Annotated in this window: 11 protein-coding genes and 1 tRNA gene; 3 read left to right on the forward strand and 9 right to left on the reverse strand. The window is 46.8% G+C overall.

The features are described from left to right. The first annotated feature begins 165 nt into the window (after positions 1-165). A complete protein-coding gene (locus tag ABQ275_RS15480) occupies positions 166-699 on the forward strand; it encodes a sigma-70 family RNA polymerase sigma factor (RefSeq protein WP_349314052.1) in 534 nt (177 codons plus the stop codon). Between the two features lie 47 nt (positions 700-746). Here the strand turns inward: ABQ275_RS15480 and ABQ275_RS15485 are convergent, their stop codons facing one another. Continuing rightward, positions 747-1,682 carry a DUF6528 family protein gene (locus tag ABQ275_RS15485; RefSeq protein WP_349314053.1) on the reverse strand — a complete coding sequence of 312 codons (936 nt, stop codon included), beginning with the start codon at positions 1,680-1,682 and terminating at the stop codon, positions 747-749. Positions 1,683-1,752: 70 nt separating this feature from the next. On the opposite strand from ABQ275_RS15485, the gene ABQ275_RS15490 reads away from it, so the two are divergent. Next, positions 1,753-2,211, forward strand: a complete 459-nt coding sequence (locus tag ABQ275_RS15490) for a hypothetical protein (protein WP_349314054.1) — start codon at positions 1,753-1,755, stop codon at positions 2,209-2,211. A gap of 237 nt (positions 2,212-2,448) precedes the next feature. On the opposite strand, the gene ABQ275_RS15495 is transcribed toward ABQ275_RS15490, so the two are convergent. The 7 genes from ABQ275_RS15495 to ABQ275_RS15525 form a co-directional block, all read right to left on the reverse strand. Beyond that, positions 2,449-4,797 carry a TonB-dependent receptor gene (locus ABQ275_RS15495; protein WP_349314055.1) on the reverse strand — a complete coding sequence of 783 codons (2,349 nt, stop codon included), beginning with the start codon at positions 4,795-4,797 and terminating at the stop codon, positions 2,449-2,451. A 285-nt stretch (positions 4,798-5,082) separates the two neighbouring features. Continuing rightward, positions 5,083-6,135: an SO2930 family diheme c-type cytochrome gene (locus ABQ275_RS15500; protein WP_349314056.1), complete on the reverse strand. Its 1,053-nt coding sequence runs from the start codon at positions 6,133-6,135 to the stop codon at positions 5,083-5,085. 23 nt (positions 6,136-6,158) lie between these two features. Next, on the reverse strand, positions 6,159-7,448 hold the full coding sequence (locus ABQ275_RS15505; protein ID WP_349314057.1) for a parallel beta-helix domain-containing protein: 1,290 nt from the start codon (positions 7,446-7,448) through the stop codon (positions 6,159-6,161). A gap of 25 nt (positions 7,449-7,473) precedes the next feature. Continuing rightward, a complete protein-coding gene (locus tag ABQ275_RS15510; RefSeq protein ID WP_349314058.1) occupies positions 7,474-10,221 on the reverse strand; it encodes a carboxypeptidase-like regulatory domain-containing protein in 2,748 nt (915 codons plus the stop codon). Between the two features lie 154 nt (positions 10,222-10,375). Continuing rightward, a complete protein-coding gene (locus tag ABQ275_RS15515) occupies positions 10,376-11,260 on the reverse strand; it encodes a LytTR family transcriptional regulator DNA-binding domain-containing protein (RefSeq protein WP_349314059.1) in 885 nt (294 codons plus the stop codon). 46 nt (positions 11,261-11,306) lie between these two features. After that, positions 11,307-11,822, reverse strand: a complete 516-nt coding sequence (locus tag ABQ275_RS15520) for a hypothetical protein (protein WP_349314060.1) — start codon at positions 11,820-11,822, stop codon at positions 11,307-11,309. A gap of 46 nt (positions 11,823-11,868) precedes the next feature. Beyond that, entirely contained in the window at positions 11,869-13,860 is a 1,992-nt protein-coding gene (locus ABQ275_RS15525) for a hypothetical protein (protein ID WP_349314061.1), read from the reverse strand. A 185-nt stretch (positions 13,861-14,045) separates the two neighbouring features. On the opposite strand from ABQ275_RS15525, the gene ABQ275_RS15530 reads away from it, so the two are divergent. Continuing rightward, positions 14,046-14,119, forward strand: a tRNA-Pro gene (locus tag ABQ275_RS15530). 703 nt (positions 14,120-14,822) lie between these two features. Here the strand turns inward: ABQ275_RS15530 and ABQ275_RS15535 are convergent. After that, the gene (locus ABQ275_RS15535) at positions 14,823-17,735 is read right to left on the reverse strand and encodes a polysaccharide lyase family 8 super-sandwich domain-containing protein (protein ID WP_349314062.1); all 2,913 of its coding nucleotides are present in this window, start codon (positions 17,733-17,735) and stop codon (positions 14,823-14,825) included. Positions 17,736-17,737 lie beyond the last annotated feature (2 nt).

The raw sequence follows: 17,737 nt of genomic DNA on the forward strand, positions 1-17,737 counted from the left end.
TAACCCTACCCCCACCTGTAAATTTATTTTTCGCCCGGTTTATGAGAAAAGTCGGTTTTTACCTATCTTATGGGTTTAAAGCAAGGCGGAAATCAACCAGCGCCGCCATAAGTGGATAGCATGACTGAGTATACCGCACTAGAGGATCAGGCTCTGATAAAATTGATGGCGAACAATGATAACAAGGCCTTTGAAACCTTGTACCAGCGGCATGCACCTGCGCTGTATGGCAGCGCATACAAAAAATTTCCGGTCCCCCACCTGCTGGAAGATATGCTACAGGAGATATTTATTGCGCTTTATAAAAAACGTTCTACCCTCACAGACATACAAAACATCAAAGCATATCTCCATAGTGCACTCCGGAACAGGATCCTGAATGAACTGAGAAATTCACTGATCCATGAACAACACCATAAACAGCTCCCCGTAGCGCAAATATCCGAAACCGAAAATGGCTACGACTTCAAATTACTGGAGAAAAGATTTGCGGCAGCCCTCGACAGACTAACAGCACGCAGCAGGGAGGTTTTTCTGCTCAGCCGGCGGGATAACCTTTCCAACAAGGAAATTGCCCATCGTTTAGGCATCTCCGTTAAAGCAGTGGAAAAACATATGGGTAAGTCGTTGCAGGTAATGCGCCAGGAGTTTAAGGATTATGGGCTAATTGTTGCCCTGACAGCCGTTTTCTGGCATTAAAAAAATGCAGCCCCAAAGGAGCTGCATTTTATGGGGCATCATCCGAGCTATTCAGGAATCAGCCAACGAACTTTATATATCTTCCAGCCTTTTTGCTTAAATATACGCTTCCCGTTTCCATCCAGTATTTCGTCTGTCCACCACGATTCATTGGGCTTTGCTACGATGGTAGGATAACCCGCAGGGCCGGAAGACACACTTTTGATGTTATCCTGTATAATTCCTGCCGGTTTGAGTTGCAGGGTATTTATATCAAATTTATAAACATGGGTAGTATTGGTAAGCCACAATGTTTTTTCACCATACACGGGGTACAGGTCATGCGCTTCCTCACCCGGTAAAGTAAAGGAGGTATCCACGATCAGATCGGGCGCTTCGCGGTTGAAATTGTATTTGAAAGACCACATTTTATGTCTGTCGGCAGACCACAACCGCTGATGATCCGCATCCCATACCACGTTATGCCCAAAATCTACCGGTACCGTTTTCGTATATACGTTACCGGGAAAGGCTGTGGTGTCCGTTCTGAACAAGGTCAGGTGATTGCCGGTACTGGAGGCACTCACAATATTACCATCCGGCAGGATCTCGGCGGAATGCGTATTCCCGCCCGCATAGGCATAAAACACTACTTTCTTGTCAGCAATACGAATGAGTGCTACCGCCCCACCGGAGGCAGTCATCAGTATAAATTTATTATGATATACCGGCTTCACATCGCTGGGATTATTAAACCATTTTATATGCGCAGTATCCACATTGGATGCAGACGGTTTCCACTCCCATATGACAGCGCCGGAAGAGAGGTCTGCAATGGTAATGCGGTGTTGCGACTGTTCCGCTACCACCACGCAACGGTTACAGGCGGCTACTGTAGGTGTATCGGGCTTTTCAACGGGTTGTGATATCGCTATGCCAGCTTTACCTGAACAGGCTGTTGTATATAACAACAGGCCCGTTAATACAATCAATGGGAACTTCATCCTGGAAATTTTTATCAATTTAATCCTTATACCGGCTGCCGTATTTACCGCTTTTCGTTATATTCAGTATATGAAAACACTACACCTGCTCTCATCACTCACTGTTTTTGCTGTTATGTCCTGCAACCAGACGGGCACCCAAACTAATAAAAATACTGACACTATAAAAACCGTCAGTACAAATACCAACGCCTGTTATATAAAAGTTACCGGCAAAGACTCTGTCAGCCTGCATGTAAACATACAGGACACCACCGTTAGCGGTAAATTAATATATAATTATTTTGAGAAAGATAAAAATACGGGAGAGATCAACGGCAGCATCCACGATGGTATTCTACGTGCCGCTTACCAGTTTATGAGTGAAGGCACCCTCAGCACACGACCAGTGGTATTCAGGATTTCCGGCAACCAGGCATTTGAAGCACTAACAGATAGTGTAAATAGCGAAGGAATCCCGGTATTTAACAGTGACGACAAGGCTCTTAAATTTGATACGACACCGTTGGTAGAAGGGGAATGTATTTAGAGATGTGCTATTAAATTGCCCCCTCCCCGCCTCCCCCGAAGGGGGAGGAGAAAGGAAGCGAGGGCTTATTTTCGTCGTAGAGGTGGCTATCTAATGTAGGTAGGTAATATTATGTCAATCTGGTCAAATAAGATACTCCCGTATTATCCGAAAAATGATTGTAATCAAAGGTCAAAATAAGACCAATTTCCTTTCTCCTCCCCCTTCGGGGGAGGCTGGGAGGGGGCAATTTAAATCCTAAAATTTATACGATACCGTGCCTACAAACTGTGTAGGAGGAATCGGGTTTACGCTGTAGTTTTCATGCACATAATAACTGTATGTGTTGGTGATGTTGGAAACTTTACCCAATACAGCAAAACGTTTGAAAGCATATCCTGCGGAGAAATCCAGGGTGGAATAACCAGGAATAGAAATCATTCTGTCGTAGGTCTGTGTCTGACCAATCGTATTGTTCCAACCGGAGAAACGCTGACCAATGTAATAGAAACCGGCGCCCAGTTTCAGCCCTTTCACTTTCGTTTCCTGGAAAGTATAGAATACGCTGGCATTAGCAGTATGGTTAGGGTTTCCTACCAAACGCTGACCCGCAATGGTCGCACCTTTTACATCAGGTGTATTTTCAATGGTCATGCTGTTATAGCTGTAGCCTGCAATCACATCCAGTCCTGGTAACGGATGACCGGCGATATCCACTTCCACACCCTGGCTGAGGGTTTCACCTATCAATGCTTTCAGGCTGGTGTTATTGTTCTGTGATCCGTCTTTTGCAAACGGTGCAGTCTGAGAAAAGTTATTATTCCTGATACGGTATAAGGTCAGGTTAGCTGACAACAGTCCGTGGAAGAAATCATTCTTAACACCTACTTCATATTGCTCAATAATAGAAGGCTTCAGTGCCTGGCTATCGATATCAAATCCTGTATTCGGCGTAAAGGAGTTGGAATAGCTGGCGAAGATGGCGGTTGAAGCAATCGGCTTGTATACCAGTCCTACGCGGGGAGAAAATGCGTGGTCATATTTGGCAACACTGTTTGCTTTACTGGTTCCTGACGCAAAATCATATGCCATCGGTGATGCTGTTTCCAGGTAAGAGAAACGAACACCCGCCAGTAATTTCAGTTTTTCAGAGATGCTTACCAGGTCCTGTATGTAGGCGCCAAAACGGTTAATAGGAGCGTTGGTCCTGGTTTTCAGGGTATCAACAGGCATATCTGTACGACGGGGTAATTTATCCAGGTCATATACGTTTACGATATCGTAGATACCGGCAGTTTTGTTGATAGAAGGAAGACCGTAAGCATAGCTGCCTGTCAGGTACCTGTCGGCATCAACACCAGCCAGCACAGTATGTTCCAGGGAACCGGTCCTGAATTTACCGGTCAGGTCGATCTGTGCTGCATAATAATCTTCGTTGGTAGCATTTCTTCCCAAAGGGCGCTGCCAGGTGCTATCGCCTTTAGCCTGGATTCTTTCCAGGGAATAGTAGTCCCTGTCATATTTTGAATAGGAAACGATACCATTGATGCTCCAGTTGTCATTCAGTTTATGTTTGATATTGGCAGAAGCGGTCGTTTGCTGTGTATGAGCATACTGCCAGGGCGCGCCAAAGAATGTATTGCGGGGCACCTTGATAATACTGGTATCTGCGATAGAGCCAATGCCAAAATCAGGGGTAAAATCATGTTTCAGGTAATCCGCTTGCAACAGTATTTCGGTACGATCGCTCGGTTTGAACAACAGGGAAGGATTTACATAATAACGTTTTGAATGCACCTGATCGCGGTAGCTGTCAGCTGTTTCAAAAGTACCGTTTACGCGGTAAGCTATTTTTGAAGAGAGAGGACCGTAGAAATCTACCGCAGGCTTTAAAAGACCATAGCTACCTGCTCTCAGGTTTACTTCCCCACCGGAAGTAAACTTAGGCTGTTTGGTCACCATATTCAGCACTGCACCGGGAGCTACGTTACCATATAAAATAGCGGCGCTGCCTTTCAGTACTTCTACCCTTTCCAGTGAGCTCATTTCCGGCATGGCGCCAGAGTTAACACGAACACCGTTTTTAAACATATTGGTGCTGGAGAACCCGTAACCACGTGCGTTAAAGGTTTCCTGTGTACCTGCCCGCTGAGAGGCCATGTACACGCCATTGATATTTTTCACCACATCGCTCATGCGCTGTGCCTGCTGATCTTCCAGTACTTCATGACCAATGATAGCCACGCTTTGCGGTAAGTCCATCACCGGTACCGGCATTTTGCCTATGGTAACCGGTTTCCTGTTAATGGTCCTTGTTCTGGTACCATCCACTACTACTTCATTCAGCTGGCTGGAAGTAGCCTGCAGGGAAAAAGCAACGTCTGTTGCGTGATCCGCTGTTACAGACACCTCTTTATTGATAGTCTGGGTACCTGTATATGATATTACCAGTGTATATGAACCGGGTTTTACATTCTTCAAGGTAAAAACACCGTCTTCGTTTGTTAATGTTCCTTTCTTTGTGTCTTTCAGACCGATGGTCACAAATGCTGCGGGCTCGCCGTCAGCCGTACTGATCTTACCTTTGATGGCACCATTTTGTGCCATTACCGAAAGATTTACCAAGACCAGACTGATGATTAAGTATATATGTTTCAACCCTATAAATTTTACGCAAAGGAACACCGGGCTGAACTTTAAATGCGCGCGGATCGGGAAAACGATTTGCGAAATCGGGAAAATTTTAACAGGAATTTAATTCCCACCAGGGGGGATATAGGCTGAAACCCGCTACCAGTATTATGTGCCGGGGTTAAAACCCCGGCTTACCAAGGTGCGGTCCCTCCGGGACCGATTGCAGCAATGAATATGTTTTATTAATAATATTTCGCTTTACTTCATCTCGTCAATCCATCTTTTGATCAGGGTCACACCTTCTTTATGGATGAGGGTGCGGGCCAGTTCCGGCATCGCGGTGCCGGGTTCGGTGCTGTTCATCCGGTAAAACAGGATGGAATGGATGGCATCGCCGGGGATAATGTCGTAGTCGAGACCACCGGCGCCACCACCTGCGGAAACAGGCGATTTCATGATACCGATATGGTCCCTGTTGGTTTGTTCGTATTCCAGGAACAGACCCGTATTAAAGGCATCGCCCCCTTTGGTATGACAATGGGCGCAGTTGACATCCAGGTAAGCCCGGGCGCGTTCTGCCACATTATAATGGGTGCTGTCCCGCCAATCCGGTAGCCGCGGTACCTTTTCAATAACCGGCAACCCATGCAGGATGCCGCTGGTAGCCCACTGCATCAACTGGTTTTCAGACTGGCCGGCGCGCACAAAATTCAGGTTGCGCGCTTTGGGGCCGATAGGTGTCAGGACACTGTTATTGATGTGACAGCGTTTGCAGTCGTTTGTATTGGGCACCTGGTAAACGGTGGATACCTCTTCTCCGTGGTCGTCCAGTAAGGTGACAGGTATTTTCTTTCCCATGATCCACTTCACGGCTTCCGTTTGCTGCTCATTCCAGAGGTAGTTCATTACTTTCCAGGTCTGATCCGCCGGATCTTTAAAGAGCAACCGGGTTTCGATCATCACTTTCTGATGAGCAGGATTGGTATAGGCGAAGTTTTTAATGATGAATGTCGAATCCGGAAAATCCAGCGAACCATGCTCCGTATAATTAATGACCTTACCTTCCGGCAACGCAATGAAGCGGTCTTTTACTGCATAGTCGGTGAATAAGGGAGTAGTCAACTCATAGTTGACTACTCCTTTCCGGGGTAACAATTCTTTTAATACCCCTGTAAAAAACCCATAAGCAGATAATTTATCTTTAAACTGAAAAGCTGTTTGCTGGCTGGTTTTCGCTGGTTTCTGTTTGCAGCTGTGCATACCGGCAATAAAAAGAACAACCAACACTAATATTAAACAAGACTTCCTCATCTCTCTAAAAAATTAAAAAAAACTTACTTACAAACAAAAGGTGTGATATCCGTATTTGGACGCCAGTCTTTTGACATCATGTGCAATGCATCTGCATTTACAAACAGGTTGGTGCCCTGTTGCTGAATACAGATGGAATCCGGGTTGGCAGTAGTACCTTTAGTCAGGATGTTGGTAGAAATACCATCATAGATGATAGCCGGCAGCCGTTCGTTTTTGCGGGAGGGGTCCAGCGCATTTAATTTTTGCTGGATTCCTGCCAGTAATTTACCGGTATGATGTTCATACATCACTTCCGGGAAGGCGCTACCCACTTCCAGTATATTGTCGTGGATATGAACATTTTTAGGTATAGGGAAATAATGTTCATTCATTTTGGCGCCGGCATTCTCATCTATAAAAAATCCTGATACAATAGAAATTGCGCTTGAGTTATTGTTGGTGATCTTGTTATTATATATCTCGATATCCGATGCTGCCAGGATCACTACACCGCTGCCAGGTGCGGCATTGCCCACTCCCCACGTAGATCCGAAGCTGCCGGACTTGGCAAAATTCTTTTCATTGTTGTCATGAAAGTTGTTGTTATATGCTTTTACATGTCCCCCACGTTTTGACAGGTCCGGCAGATCGAAGATCAGGAAGCCGGCCGTATTGCCATAAAATTCGTTGTCATACACTTCTGCATTGGAGGTATTTTCAATTTCGCAGCCGGCCACATTTTTATAGGCTTTGCATTTTCTGACGATGGCGCTGTCTGATTGTCCTACGTAAATACCGGCATCAGAAGCTCCCTGTGCGTAGCAGTTTTCTACCAGCACATTTTTGCACAGCACGGGATAGATCGCATAACCGCCGCTGGTAGAATCAGATACCGTCCAGATAGCATGGAGATTGGTGATCACCACATTTTCACTTTTATTGATCTTGATCAGGTCACCTTTGGAGTCGCGCAGGGTCATGCCATCAATACTGAAACCCTTTACATCTGTTACCCGGATACCTTCACCACCCTGACTTTGAGCGGAAAAATCCAGGATAGTTTTATCAGCACCTTCTCCCTGGATCAGGATATGTTTTACCTGTGCTATACTGAGATTATCGAACTTATAGGTACCTGCTTTTAAGGAAATACTGCTGCTGTCTGTCAGCGACAGAAAGGCTTCGGCTATTTTGGTTTCATCGCCGGGGCCAAAGGTCAGCTTTGTTTTATATCCCCCACTGTTTTCTTCCACCGGCGTATAACAAGCCGCCAGTGAGCATCCCAGGCCGATCAGGAGCAGATAAAAATAATTTCTGCCAAGTACTTTCATATACATGTTTTTTTTGTTTGACAAATTAAAATACGTTGTAGGCATAGGTTACGTAATACATACCGCCAATAGCCGGGCTTCCGAAGCCGGTCCTGTAATACTTATTGGTGATATTGGTAGCGCCTAGTTTTATTGTTGAATGCGCCTGAAGGAGGCGGTAACTAACCTGTGCATCGATGACAGCAGAAGCCGGCACTGTGCCGCTGCCGAAGCCTATCTGGTAATAATAACCCGGTCTGTAGCGGAAAGTTGTGTTAAATGAATATCGTTCTTTTTTTCCAAATCCGCTGTTACCAAAATCGATATTAAACTTATAGTTCGGCGTGTTGAAATTATTCACCTGACTGTTGTTCCTGTTCTTCAGAAAGTCAGAAGAGAAATTGACCTTTGCCAGGAAATTATGCGACAGATCTACGCTCACGCTGGCAGCATACCCGTAGGTATTTACTTTTTCCGCCCCATTGTAAGCGATGTTATAGGCCACATAAGTGCTGTGATCTTTGAAAGCCGTTACGTCATCCGTACCGGGGGTATTAGCCACATTTACATAGCCGATAAAATTTTTCCAGGTAGAATAATATCCCAATACATCGATGAGTACACATTTGGCGATCAGGGAAGAGTAACCTAACTCGAACGCATCTACGGATTGTGGTTTGATATCGTTCAGGGTAAATTTTTCCAGGTCAGCAGGGTTATTACTTTGCTGGTATTTATTTACGCTGTTGAGTGTATACGCGGGGTACTGATTAAAATGATAGACCCCGTCCAGCAAACGCGCAGAGCCTCCGGAAGCGTAGCTGTTATAGTCTATCGGCGTGCTTTGCAGCGACTGGATATTAGACGGGAAGCTGTAAGCATTCTGATAAGAGAAGCGGATAAAACTTTCCTTGTTCACCTCCGCTACTGCCGATACCCGGGTAGTGATGCGGGCTTTTTCGAACAGGGTATTTTTATCATAACGAAAAGCTGCACTCAGGGATAGTTTATCACTGATAATTTTTTTAGAGAGATGGGCATACGCACTATATTCAGCTACATCGATAGGGCCGTCCGTATCCGGGAAAAGGGTCCCTTTTGAATCCAGCCGGTACAGGCGATAGTTCAGCCCCGCAATCAGTTCTGCAAATTTGATAAGATGAGAGAAGTTGTATTGTCCTTCTACATTATACAGTTTGCTTTTATCCAGGAATAGCGTACCTCCCTGCGAGGTGGGACGGGAAGCGATACTATCTTTCAGGTGCAGGAAAAGCGGACTACCAGCTTCCGGCCTGCCCTGGTCGGCAAAACCGCGGGCCATAACGCTGGCCTCCTGATAGCTTTTACCGGCAGCCATTGCCTCCAGCAGTGCGCCAGTATATTGCGGATACCAGCCATCCTGGGTATTGGCATTGTAGCTTTCCTTCCAGGCTTCGTTGAGCAGTTGCGCAGTAGGACTGGCGATAATGGTGTTACCGGAATTCTCCTGGCTGGTATAAGCGCGGACAAACCAATGCTCCGCTTTCAGTTCGGCGCGGTATTGCCCAAGCCGGAAACCTGTTAAGGCGTAGCGTGTATCATTACTGTATACAGCATTTCCTTTGCCGAAAGTACCTGAGAGGATCGCTTCCAGCCTGGGCCTTATCTTATACCGCAACTCTATGTTGGCTTTAAAGAGTTTGGCATCGCTGCTTAAATACCCATATTCGGGGTAGCCGGTGCGAGCCACATAGTTGCTGCCGTTTTCCAGTAATGGATCGATGATCGGTGCCAGCTCAGGCACCATTGCCAGTGCGCCCTGCAGGAAAGGATTTATGTCTACCGAAGTTTTGCTGCCATAAAGATTTACCCCGTTGTAGTTGGGGTCCGTGAGGGGGCCACCCGGGCCATTGGTATTGGAAGTGTCTGTAGCAATCCAGTCTTTTGCCTGGGTGTACTGTACATTTATTTTGAAGGCGAATTTCTCATTTACTTTCTTAGCCCAGCGCACAGTCCAGTCGTAATAAGGTGAAGGTCCCAACGGGTCATTGGACACACCCTTGCTGACGTGGTTCACTCCCTGGGTGATCTGTGCACTTAGTCCCTGGTATTTAAAAGGGTCCTTGCCGGTCATTACCAGGGTGCCATTGAGGCCACGGGAACCATACAAGGCGGAAGATGCACCCGATAGCACTTCCAGGTTATCTACATCCAGCTCTGTTAGTCCGATAGCCGAGCCCAGGGGGAAGTTAAGACCGGGCGCCTGGTTGTCCATCCCATCCACGATCTGTGTGAAATTGGTGTTGCCGCTGGTATTGAAACCGCGGGTAGTGACTGTGGTAAAAGTGAGACTGGAAGTAGTAATGTCCACCCCTTTCAGCCCCTGCAACATATTGTAATAACTGGGTTGGGGTGAATTGATGATGTCTTTGGTGCTGATTCTTTCAATGGTAACAGGGGATTCAATTTTTTTCTGTACGCTGCGGCTGGCGGATACCACCACCTCCCGACCCAGTACAGAAGCGGGTAACAGCTCTATCCGCTGAAATCCGGCAGCCGTAACGGTGAGCTCTTTTGTTTCAAATCCAAGGGATGAAAAGATCAGGATAACAGGATAACTTTTTTTTGTGGAGAATTTAAAATTCCCCTGGTCATTGGTATAGTCACCATTGGGTGCTTCTTTCATGGTCACCGATACAGCAGGTACCACTTCTTTGGTCACGCTGTTACGGACATTCCCGGAAAGGATACTTTGTGCCTGCAGGGTATGCATAGCAACAACACATAATGCACTTAAAAGGATGGTTCTGATCATCGGCAGCAAAAATTTTAGACTGGTTGATGGTTGTTTTACACCGTGAAATTGTGCTAAGTACTACGGCGATATTAACAAAAACCAACCAGCTACATGTGCGATGACAGCGTATTTGGGGTGAAAACAGGGTTATGAGGGGCGAAAGTCAGAAGAATTAACGGAAGTGTTCCTGGAAAACAGGTAAACAGGTATTGGATACCGGCACCACTACATCATCCAATCCTTCAATGTGCAGGTAATGTCCTTTTGCATTTTTCTTAAAAAGTACCACTTTGGAGATATTGACCAGGTAGGAACGATGTGCACGGGTGAAGCCGGAAGCAGCTAACTGTGCTTCCAGTTTTTTCAGGGAAGTGCGTACCAGTTCTTTGCTGACTGTACTACCCGACATATAAAATATGTGCACATAATTATCTTCTGCTTTGATGAGCAATAATCTTGCGGGGTGCAGGGTAAGCACCGGCTTATCATGTTCATCCCGGATCAGCAGACAGGTATCTTTGCCGGTGCCGGTTTTATCGGCAGACTGCTGTACTTCTTCCAGTGTTTTCAGCAGGGCACATTTCTCCCGGGTATAAAACCAGAGCAGGGCAATAAAATAAGGAAGGGGTATAATAAGGGCGGTATAACGGAGTGTACTGACAAACTCGGCCCAGGAGAGGAAAAGGGTATCTGTTACCATCACATCTACTATCGTCACAATAGTGGTAATCAGCACAATTTCCCCCAGGAACCAGAACAGGTAGGTGGCGTTGGTCAGCTTTTCCCGCCATTTTATCCGGACCAGCAGGAACTGTGAGATACACATAGCCACAACGCCGCATAAGGTAAAGATCCCGAATAATTGCGCCAGTGCTATCTGCTGACCTTCATACCACATGTTAATATTAAACGGCAGAAAAATATACATGAACAGAAAACTGAAAGCACTACAGAATGCTATCAAGGTGATCCTGTTCTTTACAGAGTCCAGCAAACTAAACCGGGGTTGTTCCGAAGTATATTTTAATATAAGTGGCAACGTATGTAAGCTTTTCATACCATCGGTAATTTTCCTCATTTAAGGTAAGCAAAAAGCCGGAATATTAAAACCGGGGGATCTCTCCTGCCTTCAGTTCTTTTCCGCGCAGTTTCTCAGCCGCAGCAAAGGCCTCATCAGCCAATGCCCTGAATCCTTTAGGCGCCTTATTTACCGGGCCGGTATAGATGCCAATAAAAGGTTTATTATAGCTCCGGCGGCTAACGGGGTCGGTTATACGAAAATACTGTGTGTACCAGCCCTGCACATGTCGCGTATCGGGTGGTGCTTTCTTAGCCGCTTTATCCCGGTTGGCCTGAATTTTCTCCCGTGTTATTTTCTCTATACCGGCAGGTGAAAAGAAATATACCTTTCTTCCCTGGAAAGACTGGCCATCGCCCCGCTTGAACACACCGGCATGATGCCATTCCGTTGCAAATACTTCCAGCTCCTTTGCCGTAATCTTCATTCCCAATTGCTTTGACAATAACGTAGCTACTGCCCCTGCCTTCAGCAGCCCTTTCTCTTCTGCATCCTGATAGTTTTCGGATTTCCCCTGTCGCAGGTAGTGACTCATTTTCATACCGGGAAGATACAAATTATCAATAAATCACTACCTGCCCGGGTAATTACATGCTGATCTGTACGGGCGTACCCGGTTTGCGGGTGACAGACTTATGTAGTTTACCATTCACATATACATTGGTCTGAATATTTTTACCCGCTCTTTCAATAAGTATATCAATAGATTTACCACCAAATGCCACCATGTTTTTGAGCGACATCCCCTTCCACTCTTCCGGCAAATGTGGAGTTACAGAAAACTGCGAAAGCCCTTCCGGCTCAAAGCCAAACAACCCTTCTGTGATGGTTCTGCAATAGAGCGCACTTTCAGCAGACAAATGCCGCTGATTCCCTTCCGGCCAGGCTTCTACCGCATATGGTACATGCGCTCCCAACAACCGCCGGTTGGAATATTTCGTTAAAAACAAAAGGGCTTTCTCCGTGGCGCCTGCCGCAAAGGCTCCCCGTAAACCATAAAGCGTGGATCGATCCCAGAAAGTATTATCACCGGATTGTGTGAGCAATCCGTCATCCGTCCATAATAAAGGAGAAAACAAAGCATCAAGTGTTCCTTTGGCACGGTCAAAAATATTCATTGTCAGCGGTACACAAATCCAGGAGCGGAGTTTGGTATTGCCGGCGTAATACCGGTAGGTATCAAAGCCCTCTACATTTGCTGAAAAGAAAGTGTTGATATGCTGTTTTAACTGTGCAGCGGTATGTTCATATTCAAGCAATTGTTTTTTATCAACCCCCAGATCCCTTCCTAACTTCGCAGCATGGATCAGGGCATCGTAGTACAGGGAAGAGGTACTCAGATTGGCCTTCCCCGCAGGAAAGCGACCTTCCAGTTCATCACTGTCGGAAGTTACCACACCATCTTTATTGATCTGTCTTTTACAATATTCCAGGCACCAGGCTATCAGGGGCCATATTTCCTTTGCTTTGGCTTTATCGCCAAGCGCCAGGGCAAACCGGGAGGCACCATAAGCTATCATAGCCTGATCGCCCCGGTCGCCGGCGCCGTTCCAGTAACCATCGCCTTCGGCAATAATAGAACTGGGAATGGGCTTATAAGCGGGGTTCATCCATTTTGAAAACCACCTCCAGGAAGTCAACCCACTTTCAATAGCTGTTTCGTAGCCGGAATACGCAAAAAAGGGATTGGCATATTCTGCCTGATCATTTGCCCAGATAGCCGCATAATAGCTGCCACCGCCAGGACTATGTACCAGTCCTCCCTTGGTGGCAAAGATACTTTCCATCGCCCGGATCTTGGCGAAATCAAACATCCTGTTAATTACAGGATCGGGGCTGCTAAAACGCAGGTTGCCAAACATCTTTTCAACAAATGCCTGTCGCTTTCCGATTTCAGCAGTAACATCCACCTCACCAAATGCGGGCGCTGTTATTTTTCTGCCGGAATAAACCATCGAAAACTTAATGGAATCACCGGACGCTAGTTTATACACACCGCTGTGCTGTGATCCGGCCTTCAGTTCATATACACCGTACACACTTTTCTCTGCACTGCTTCTGGAATTCTTTTCAAAGTCCTCTACTTCTACTGCTATCTCCTTTTCCCCGTTGTTGGTTAATATAAATTGCTCAACAGCAAATGCCTGGTCAACGGAAGGCGCAAATATCCGGGAGATCTGTACTTTATTACCGGCATCGGAATCCATGCGCAGCCATCCTTTCAGATAGCACTCCTTTACTTTCTCCTTTATTATCCTGCCGTTAATTTTTATTATCGGGCTTATTTCTGTCCCGAACGTGTACATGGTGTGTGCATGTGTATTATTGGGGATCGTTCTGAGCATAGGGAAGATCAGTTGTTTACTACTGACCAGCATCCCATCTTTATCTGTACCATAAGTAAGAATGACGGAGACCTGTTTTCCGCTCATTTCTATATGATCGGTATGCACATCATTATTTCCAACTTTCCAGGAAATACCACGATCCAGTACCAGCTCCCACCGGTTCTGGGCAGATAAATGGCTTTGTACCAAAAGTAATAAGAGCAGTGAAGCGATTAAATAAGTTCTTCCCATTTTTTTATTTTGATAAAGCGTAGATCTTTTAAAACTACGGTTTTCCCCTTTTAAATTATCATTTAATTCAACGGGAATGACTACACTATCACGCATTGCGGAAATTGGTCTGAAAAGAATTTTCCGGGTAAAATGTTGGCAAATAAATAAAATCCTTCTTACATTTGAATAGCTACTAAAAGAATCGGGATGTAGCGCAGCCCGGTAGCGCGCGTCGTTCGGGACGACGAGGCCGCAGGTTCGAATCCTGTCATCCCGACTATTTTTAGCTCATTTTTTAAAACCCGCTCTAGTAGCGGTTTTTTTAATTCGATCCTACTTGTGTTTTTTGGTAATTTCTAAAATATGTTATTCTCCCCAACCTCTGCCTCCGCTGGTTAAAAAAGTAGTCAACTCTTTTAATTTAACAACTTTTAGTTTTGCTCTATTGGTAATAGGGTTATCAAAGAAGTTAGAGAAACTGCTTTTCAAAAATTCATCGAGCAATCGGATGCTCTCCTTACGTTGGATTATCAGGTTTTCGGCTTTGCTTAAGAGATTGGCAATGCGGAGTTGGTCATTATATTCAGGAATAGGAACGAGTATTTTTTAATCCCTGTGTTTGAAATTGCTGATTGAATTGCACCGGTGCATAATTTGTTCTTTTGCCTTTGAAATTCTTCATGCTTAAGGAATTGCAAAAAATAATCTCCATTCACAACCGACAGGTTTATAAGCAGCTCCGCATTGCTGAGTAAAAAAGATATCGAGGGAAAGATATACAGAAAAACACAACATGACGTAAGACGCAATACGGCCGCTCTCAGGAAGCGGCCGTATTGCGTCTTACGTCATGTTATGGTAAATATATTTATACCATCAGGATTGAAATTACATCGCAAGGAAATAGATTATCTACGCTCATTTTAAAAAAGTAGAGGGCATAGTTTATGGGAATTTCATTAGAAAAAACAATTCAGCTTTTACTTCTTCACCACCTTCCTGGTTTCATTTCTCTCCGGCCCGCTCAGCTGCAGGAAGTACAAGCCTGCCGGCAGCTGCTGAAGATTGATCTCGAACTGCTGACTACCATCTAATATTTCCAGTTTTACTACACGTCCGGAAACGTCTCTCAATTCCGCTTTATTGTACACGCGATCCGTTTGTACCCGCACAAAATTTCCTGCCGGAACGGGGAATACTTTTGTGCCCTGGTAAATTGTTTCTTTGGATATTGCCGACTGCATCCTGAGCTGAAGAGGAGGACTGGAAGTGTATACCAGCGAAGGCCGCCTGTCCGTCTCGGTGGTTTCTCTTGAACTGAAGTTTGCGTCCGTCAAAGCGCCGGTACCATTGGAAACGACCTTGAGGGTAAGTATCCCGTCCGCCGATTGCTGGGCTATCGCGATATCGGTCACGTCCCATTCTGCATAGTTGCCTGCGGCCAATGCCTGTATGGTATCGAGGTTGGAAGTAACGGCGGGCATATTGTTCCAGGTGATGCCGGTTTCCGTCCAGCTGTCGTCGCTTACGTACTGGGCTATCCACGGCACGGTAGTGATGTCGGTGTTTGCATAGTTCACACGCAGCCGCAATTTCACCTGTTGTGTATTGGAAGGTAAGCTGGATACATTAAACTTGAAGAAGGTTTCGCGCGTATAACCTACCCCGTCTTTTTTGACCATCAGTGAGGTGACGGTGCCGAAGTTCGCATTTTCGTAAGTAGCGCCGTCGCGCACATATGAGTCCGCAATCGCGGGTATCGAACCGCTCGTTCCGTGTATCGGTGTCGAAAGATTGACGTTATAAACGACCGAAGAGCCGGCTGAGTTACCTGAAGGCATGGTGCAGTTGAGAAGCCTTGTCTGCGGAATGTTCGGAAGATCAAGATATACCTTTACCGCGGTGGAGGACTGCGAAGGACTTGCTATGTGCATGGTCACATTGGTAGTTCCCACGCCTTTCAGCATAATGGCGCAAGCCCTGTCCACCGTAATGGTTACGGAGTCTTTGGTGAAAGTACCGGCTGTGTAAAACATCATCTGCCAGACATTCAGACCCACATGGCGCACTGCCTGTATACCGCTGGTATTGTATTGTATGCGCACCTGCGAGGTGTCGTAAGTGGCCATATCCTGCCCGGGCACCACATAGTATGCATAACTGTCGTTCGTGGGGGCAGTGCCATGGTCGAACCAGAGCTTGAATACGTTCATGGTTTGTGTGGCGGTGGAGCCGCCGTTGTTGTTGATGCTATTCCAGGTGCCGGACTGGGCCTGGTTGGTCAGGCGTATGTTGCCACCCGAAGGGAAATAATACCCGACACCGTCGTGCGATGCCCATTTCAGCGTATTGTTATAAGTGTACGAGCCGGTAGCCAGTGTGCTTTGCGAGCCACCCTCGAATACGGTCACATTGCCGTTGAGCAGGCACTGGTTCACGGTGGTATTGATGGCTTGCGAGGCGGTGGACTTTATGTTCCCGCCAAGGCAAACCACTTCGTTGTCAAAAAAGAACCAGGATTTGCGTGCCTGTGTGTTGTAGTCGTTAAAAGCCAACGCTATTGCGCCGTATACAGAATCGGAAACGCCGCCGGAATAGGATGCCTTGCCGCGATTATCAATATCATCGCCCCATTCCGCGCGAAGCGGGAACGTAGTGATAACAGGTACTGTAGTACCGGGTATCCGCGCCCAGTCCCACACGGGGAAAATATTATAGTATTCCGGGCCATTCACCTGGATGCTGGTTGCGCCTTCAGAGAGATAATACCCTTTCAGGTTTTCCTTGTTACCGTTCTCGGACTTGGCGGTACGCGTGGATACGTTCCGCAGACCAAAGAAATAACCCGGGCGGTGATGCACCGTATAATCGGAATGCCAGTAATGTCTATGCAGGGGCGTTATCATGTAAGAGGGCGGCTGGCTGCCGCCGTGGCGGGCAATGGCTGCATCGTATTCTGCCGCATGTGTGGTATCCAGCGCCTTCATCTTCGTAATCGTGCCGGTGTTTGGCTGGGAGAGATGATTGACCTTGCTTATGCTGCGGCCGCTTACGCTGAAATCGATATACCTGCCGCGCAGGACCTTCAAAAATCCATTGCGCACAAAATTGCTGAGGAGGGTGAGCTTGGTGCTGGACAATGCCCAGGTTGTACCGCGCAGATAGGTGGCAACTTTTACCTCGCCGGCTAAAAATCCCTGGCCATAACCGGACATATACAGCTGGGGGCCATGCTGCTGGAAGGTCATGTCTGGCTGGATGCCCTCTCCGGTAGTGATGACGATGGGTTGGAACGCTTGTGTGACCCCCGTGTTCATGAGCGTGGCGTTTGCGGTGAGGCAGGCGCGGTAAATGAAATGTGTGGCAACGTCCAGTTTGTTCGCGCCTGTTTGGTTGGCGGGATTGCCCCGGTTCATCTGCGATATCAGGTTGCTCCGCAGGGTGGAGGGCAGGGAGAGAGGCGCGGTTTCCAGCGTGATGAGTATTTCCCCGATCCGCTGCGGGTTGGATATCTCGTTGTGAAACCAGTTCGAGCTTATCGGATCGCGGGTGTCCCAGTAGTCCAGCGAACGGGTAATGGCGTCAAAAAGGGTGTCGTTGTGATAGTAGGCACTGCTGGGGTGCATATATCCAAGCGCAAAAGTTTTCACCCGGTTGATGTGGGTGGCCGCCTGGTAGTTGGAGACATTGCTATAGATGATGTCCGGCCAGGAGCCATTCGTTTTAAGGGTGGCCAGCGTAGCCGCCACATTGCTATTCAGCGTGGTAATCGACCCCGCCGAGGATAGCTGTTCCTCGCGGACGCGATCCATCACCAGCGTGTAATCCGTTTGGGCGATGGATGCCAGCGAACAGGTACAGAAAAAAATAAAGAGTAACAGTCTGCATTTCATAT

Origin of the sequence: Chitinophaga sp. MM2321 (assembly GCF_964033635.1) — a bacterium.
Taxonomy (GTDB): Bacteria; Bacteroidota; Bacteroidia; order Chitinophagales; family Chitinophagaceae; genus Chitinophaga.

Excerpts from the sequence above, each read along its gene's own strand:
- ABQ275_RS15480 (WP_349314052.1), top strand. The coding sequence starts at position 166 with ATGGCGAACAATGATAACAAGGCCTTTGAAACCTTGTACCAGCGGCAT.
- ABQ275_RS15485 (WP_349314053.1), bottom strand. The coding sequence starts at position 1,682 with ATGAAGTTCCCATTGATTGTATTAACGGGCCTGTTGTTATATACAACA.
- ABQ275_RS15490 (WP_349314054.1), top strand. The coding sequence starts at position 1,753 with ATGAAAACACTACACCTGCTCTCATCACTCACTGTTTTTGCTGTTATG.
- ABQ275_RS15495 (WP_349314055.1), bottom strand. The coding sequence starts at position 4,797 with ATGGCACAAAATGGTGCCATCAAAGGTAAGATCAGTACGGCTGACGGC.
- ABQ275_RS15500 (WP_349314056.1), bottom strand. The coding sequence starts at position 6,135 with ATGAGGAAGTCTTGTTTAATATTAGTGTTGGTTGTTCTTTTTATTGCC.
- ABQ275_RS15505 (WP_349314057.1), bottom strand. The coding sequence starts at position 7,448 with ATGAAAGTACTTGGCAGAAATTATTTTTATCTGCTCCTGATCGGCCTG.
- ABQ275_RS15510 (WP_349314058.1), bottom strand. The coding sequence starts at position 10,221 with ATGATCAGAACCATCCTTTTAAGTGCATTATGTGTTGTTGCTATGCAT.
- ABQ275_RS15515 (WP_349314059.1), bottom strand. The coding sequence starts at position 11,260 with ATGAAAAGCTTACATACGTTGCCACTTATATTAAAATATACTTCGGAA.
- ABQ275_RS15520 (WP_349314060.1), bottom strand. The coding sequence starts at position 11,822 with ATGAAAATGAGTCACTACCTGCGACAGGGGAAATCCGAAAACTATCAG.
- ABQ275_RS15525 (WP_349314061.1), bottom strand. The coding sequence starts at position 13,860 with ATGGGAAGAACTTATTTAATCGCTTCACTGCTCTTATTACTTTTGGTA.
- ABQ275_RS15535 (WP_349314062.1), bottom strand. The coding sequence starts at position 17,735 with ATGAAATGCAGACTGTTACTCTTTATTTTTTTCTGTACCTGTTCGCTG.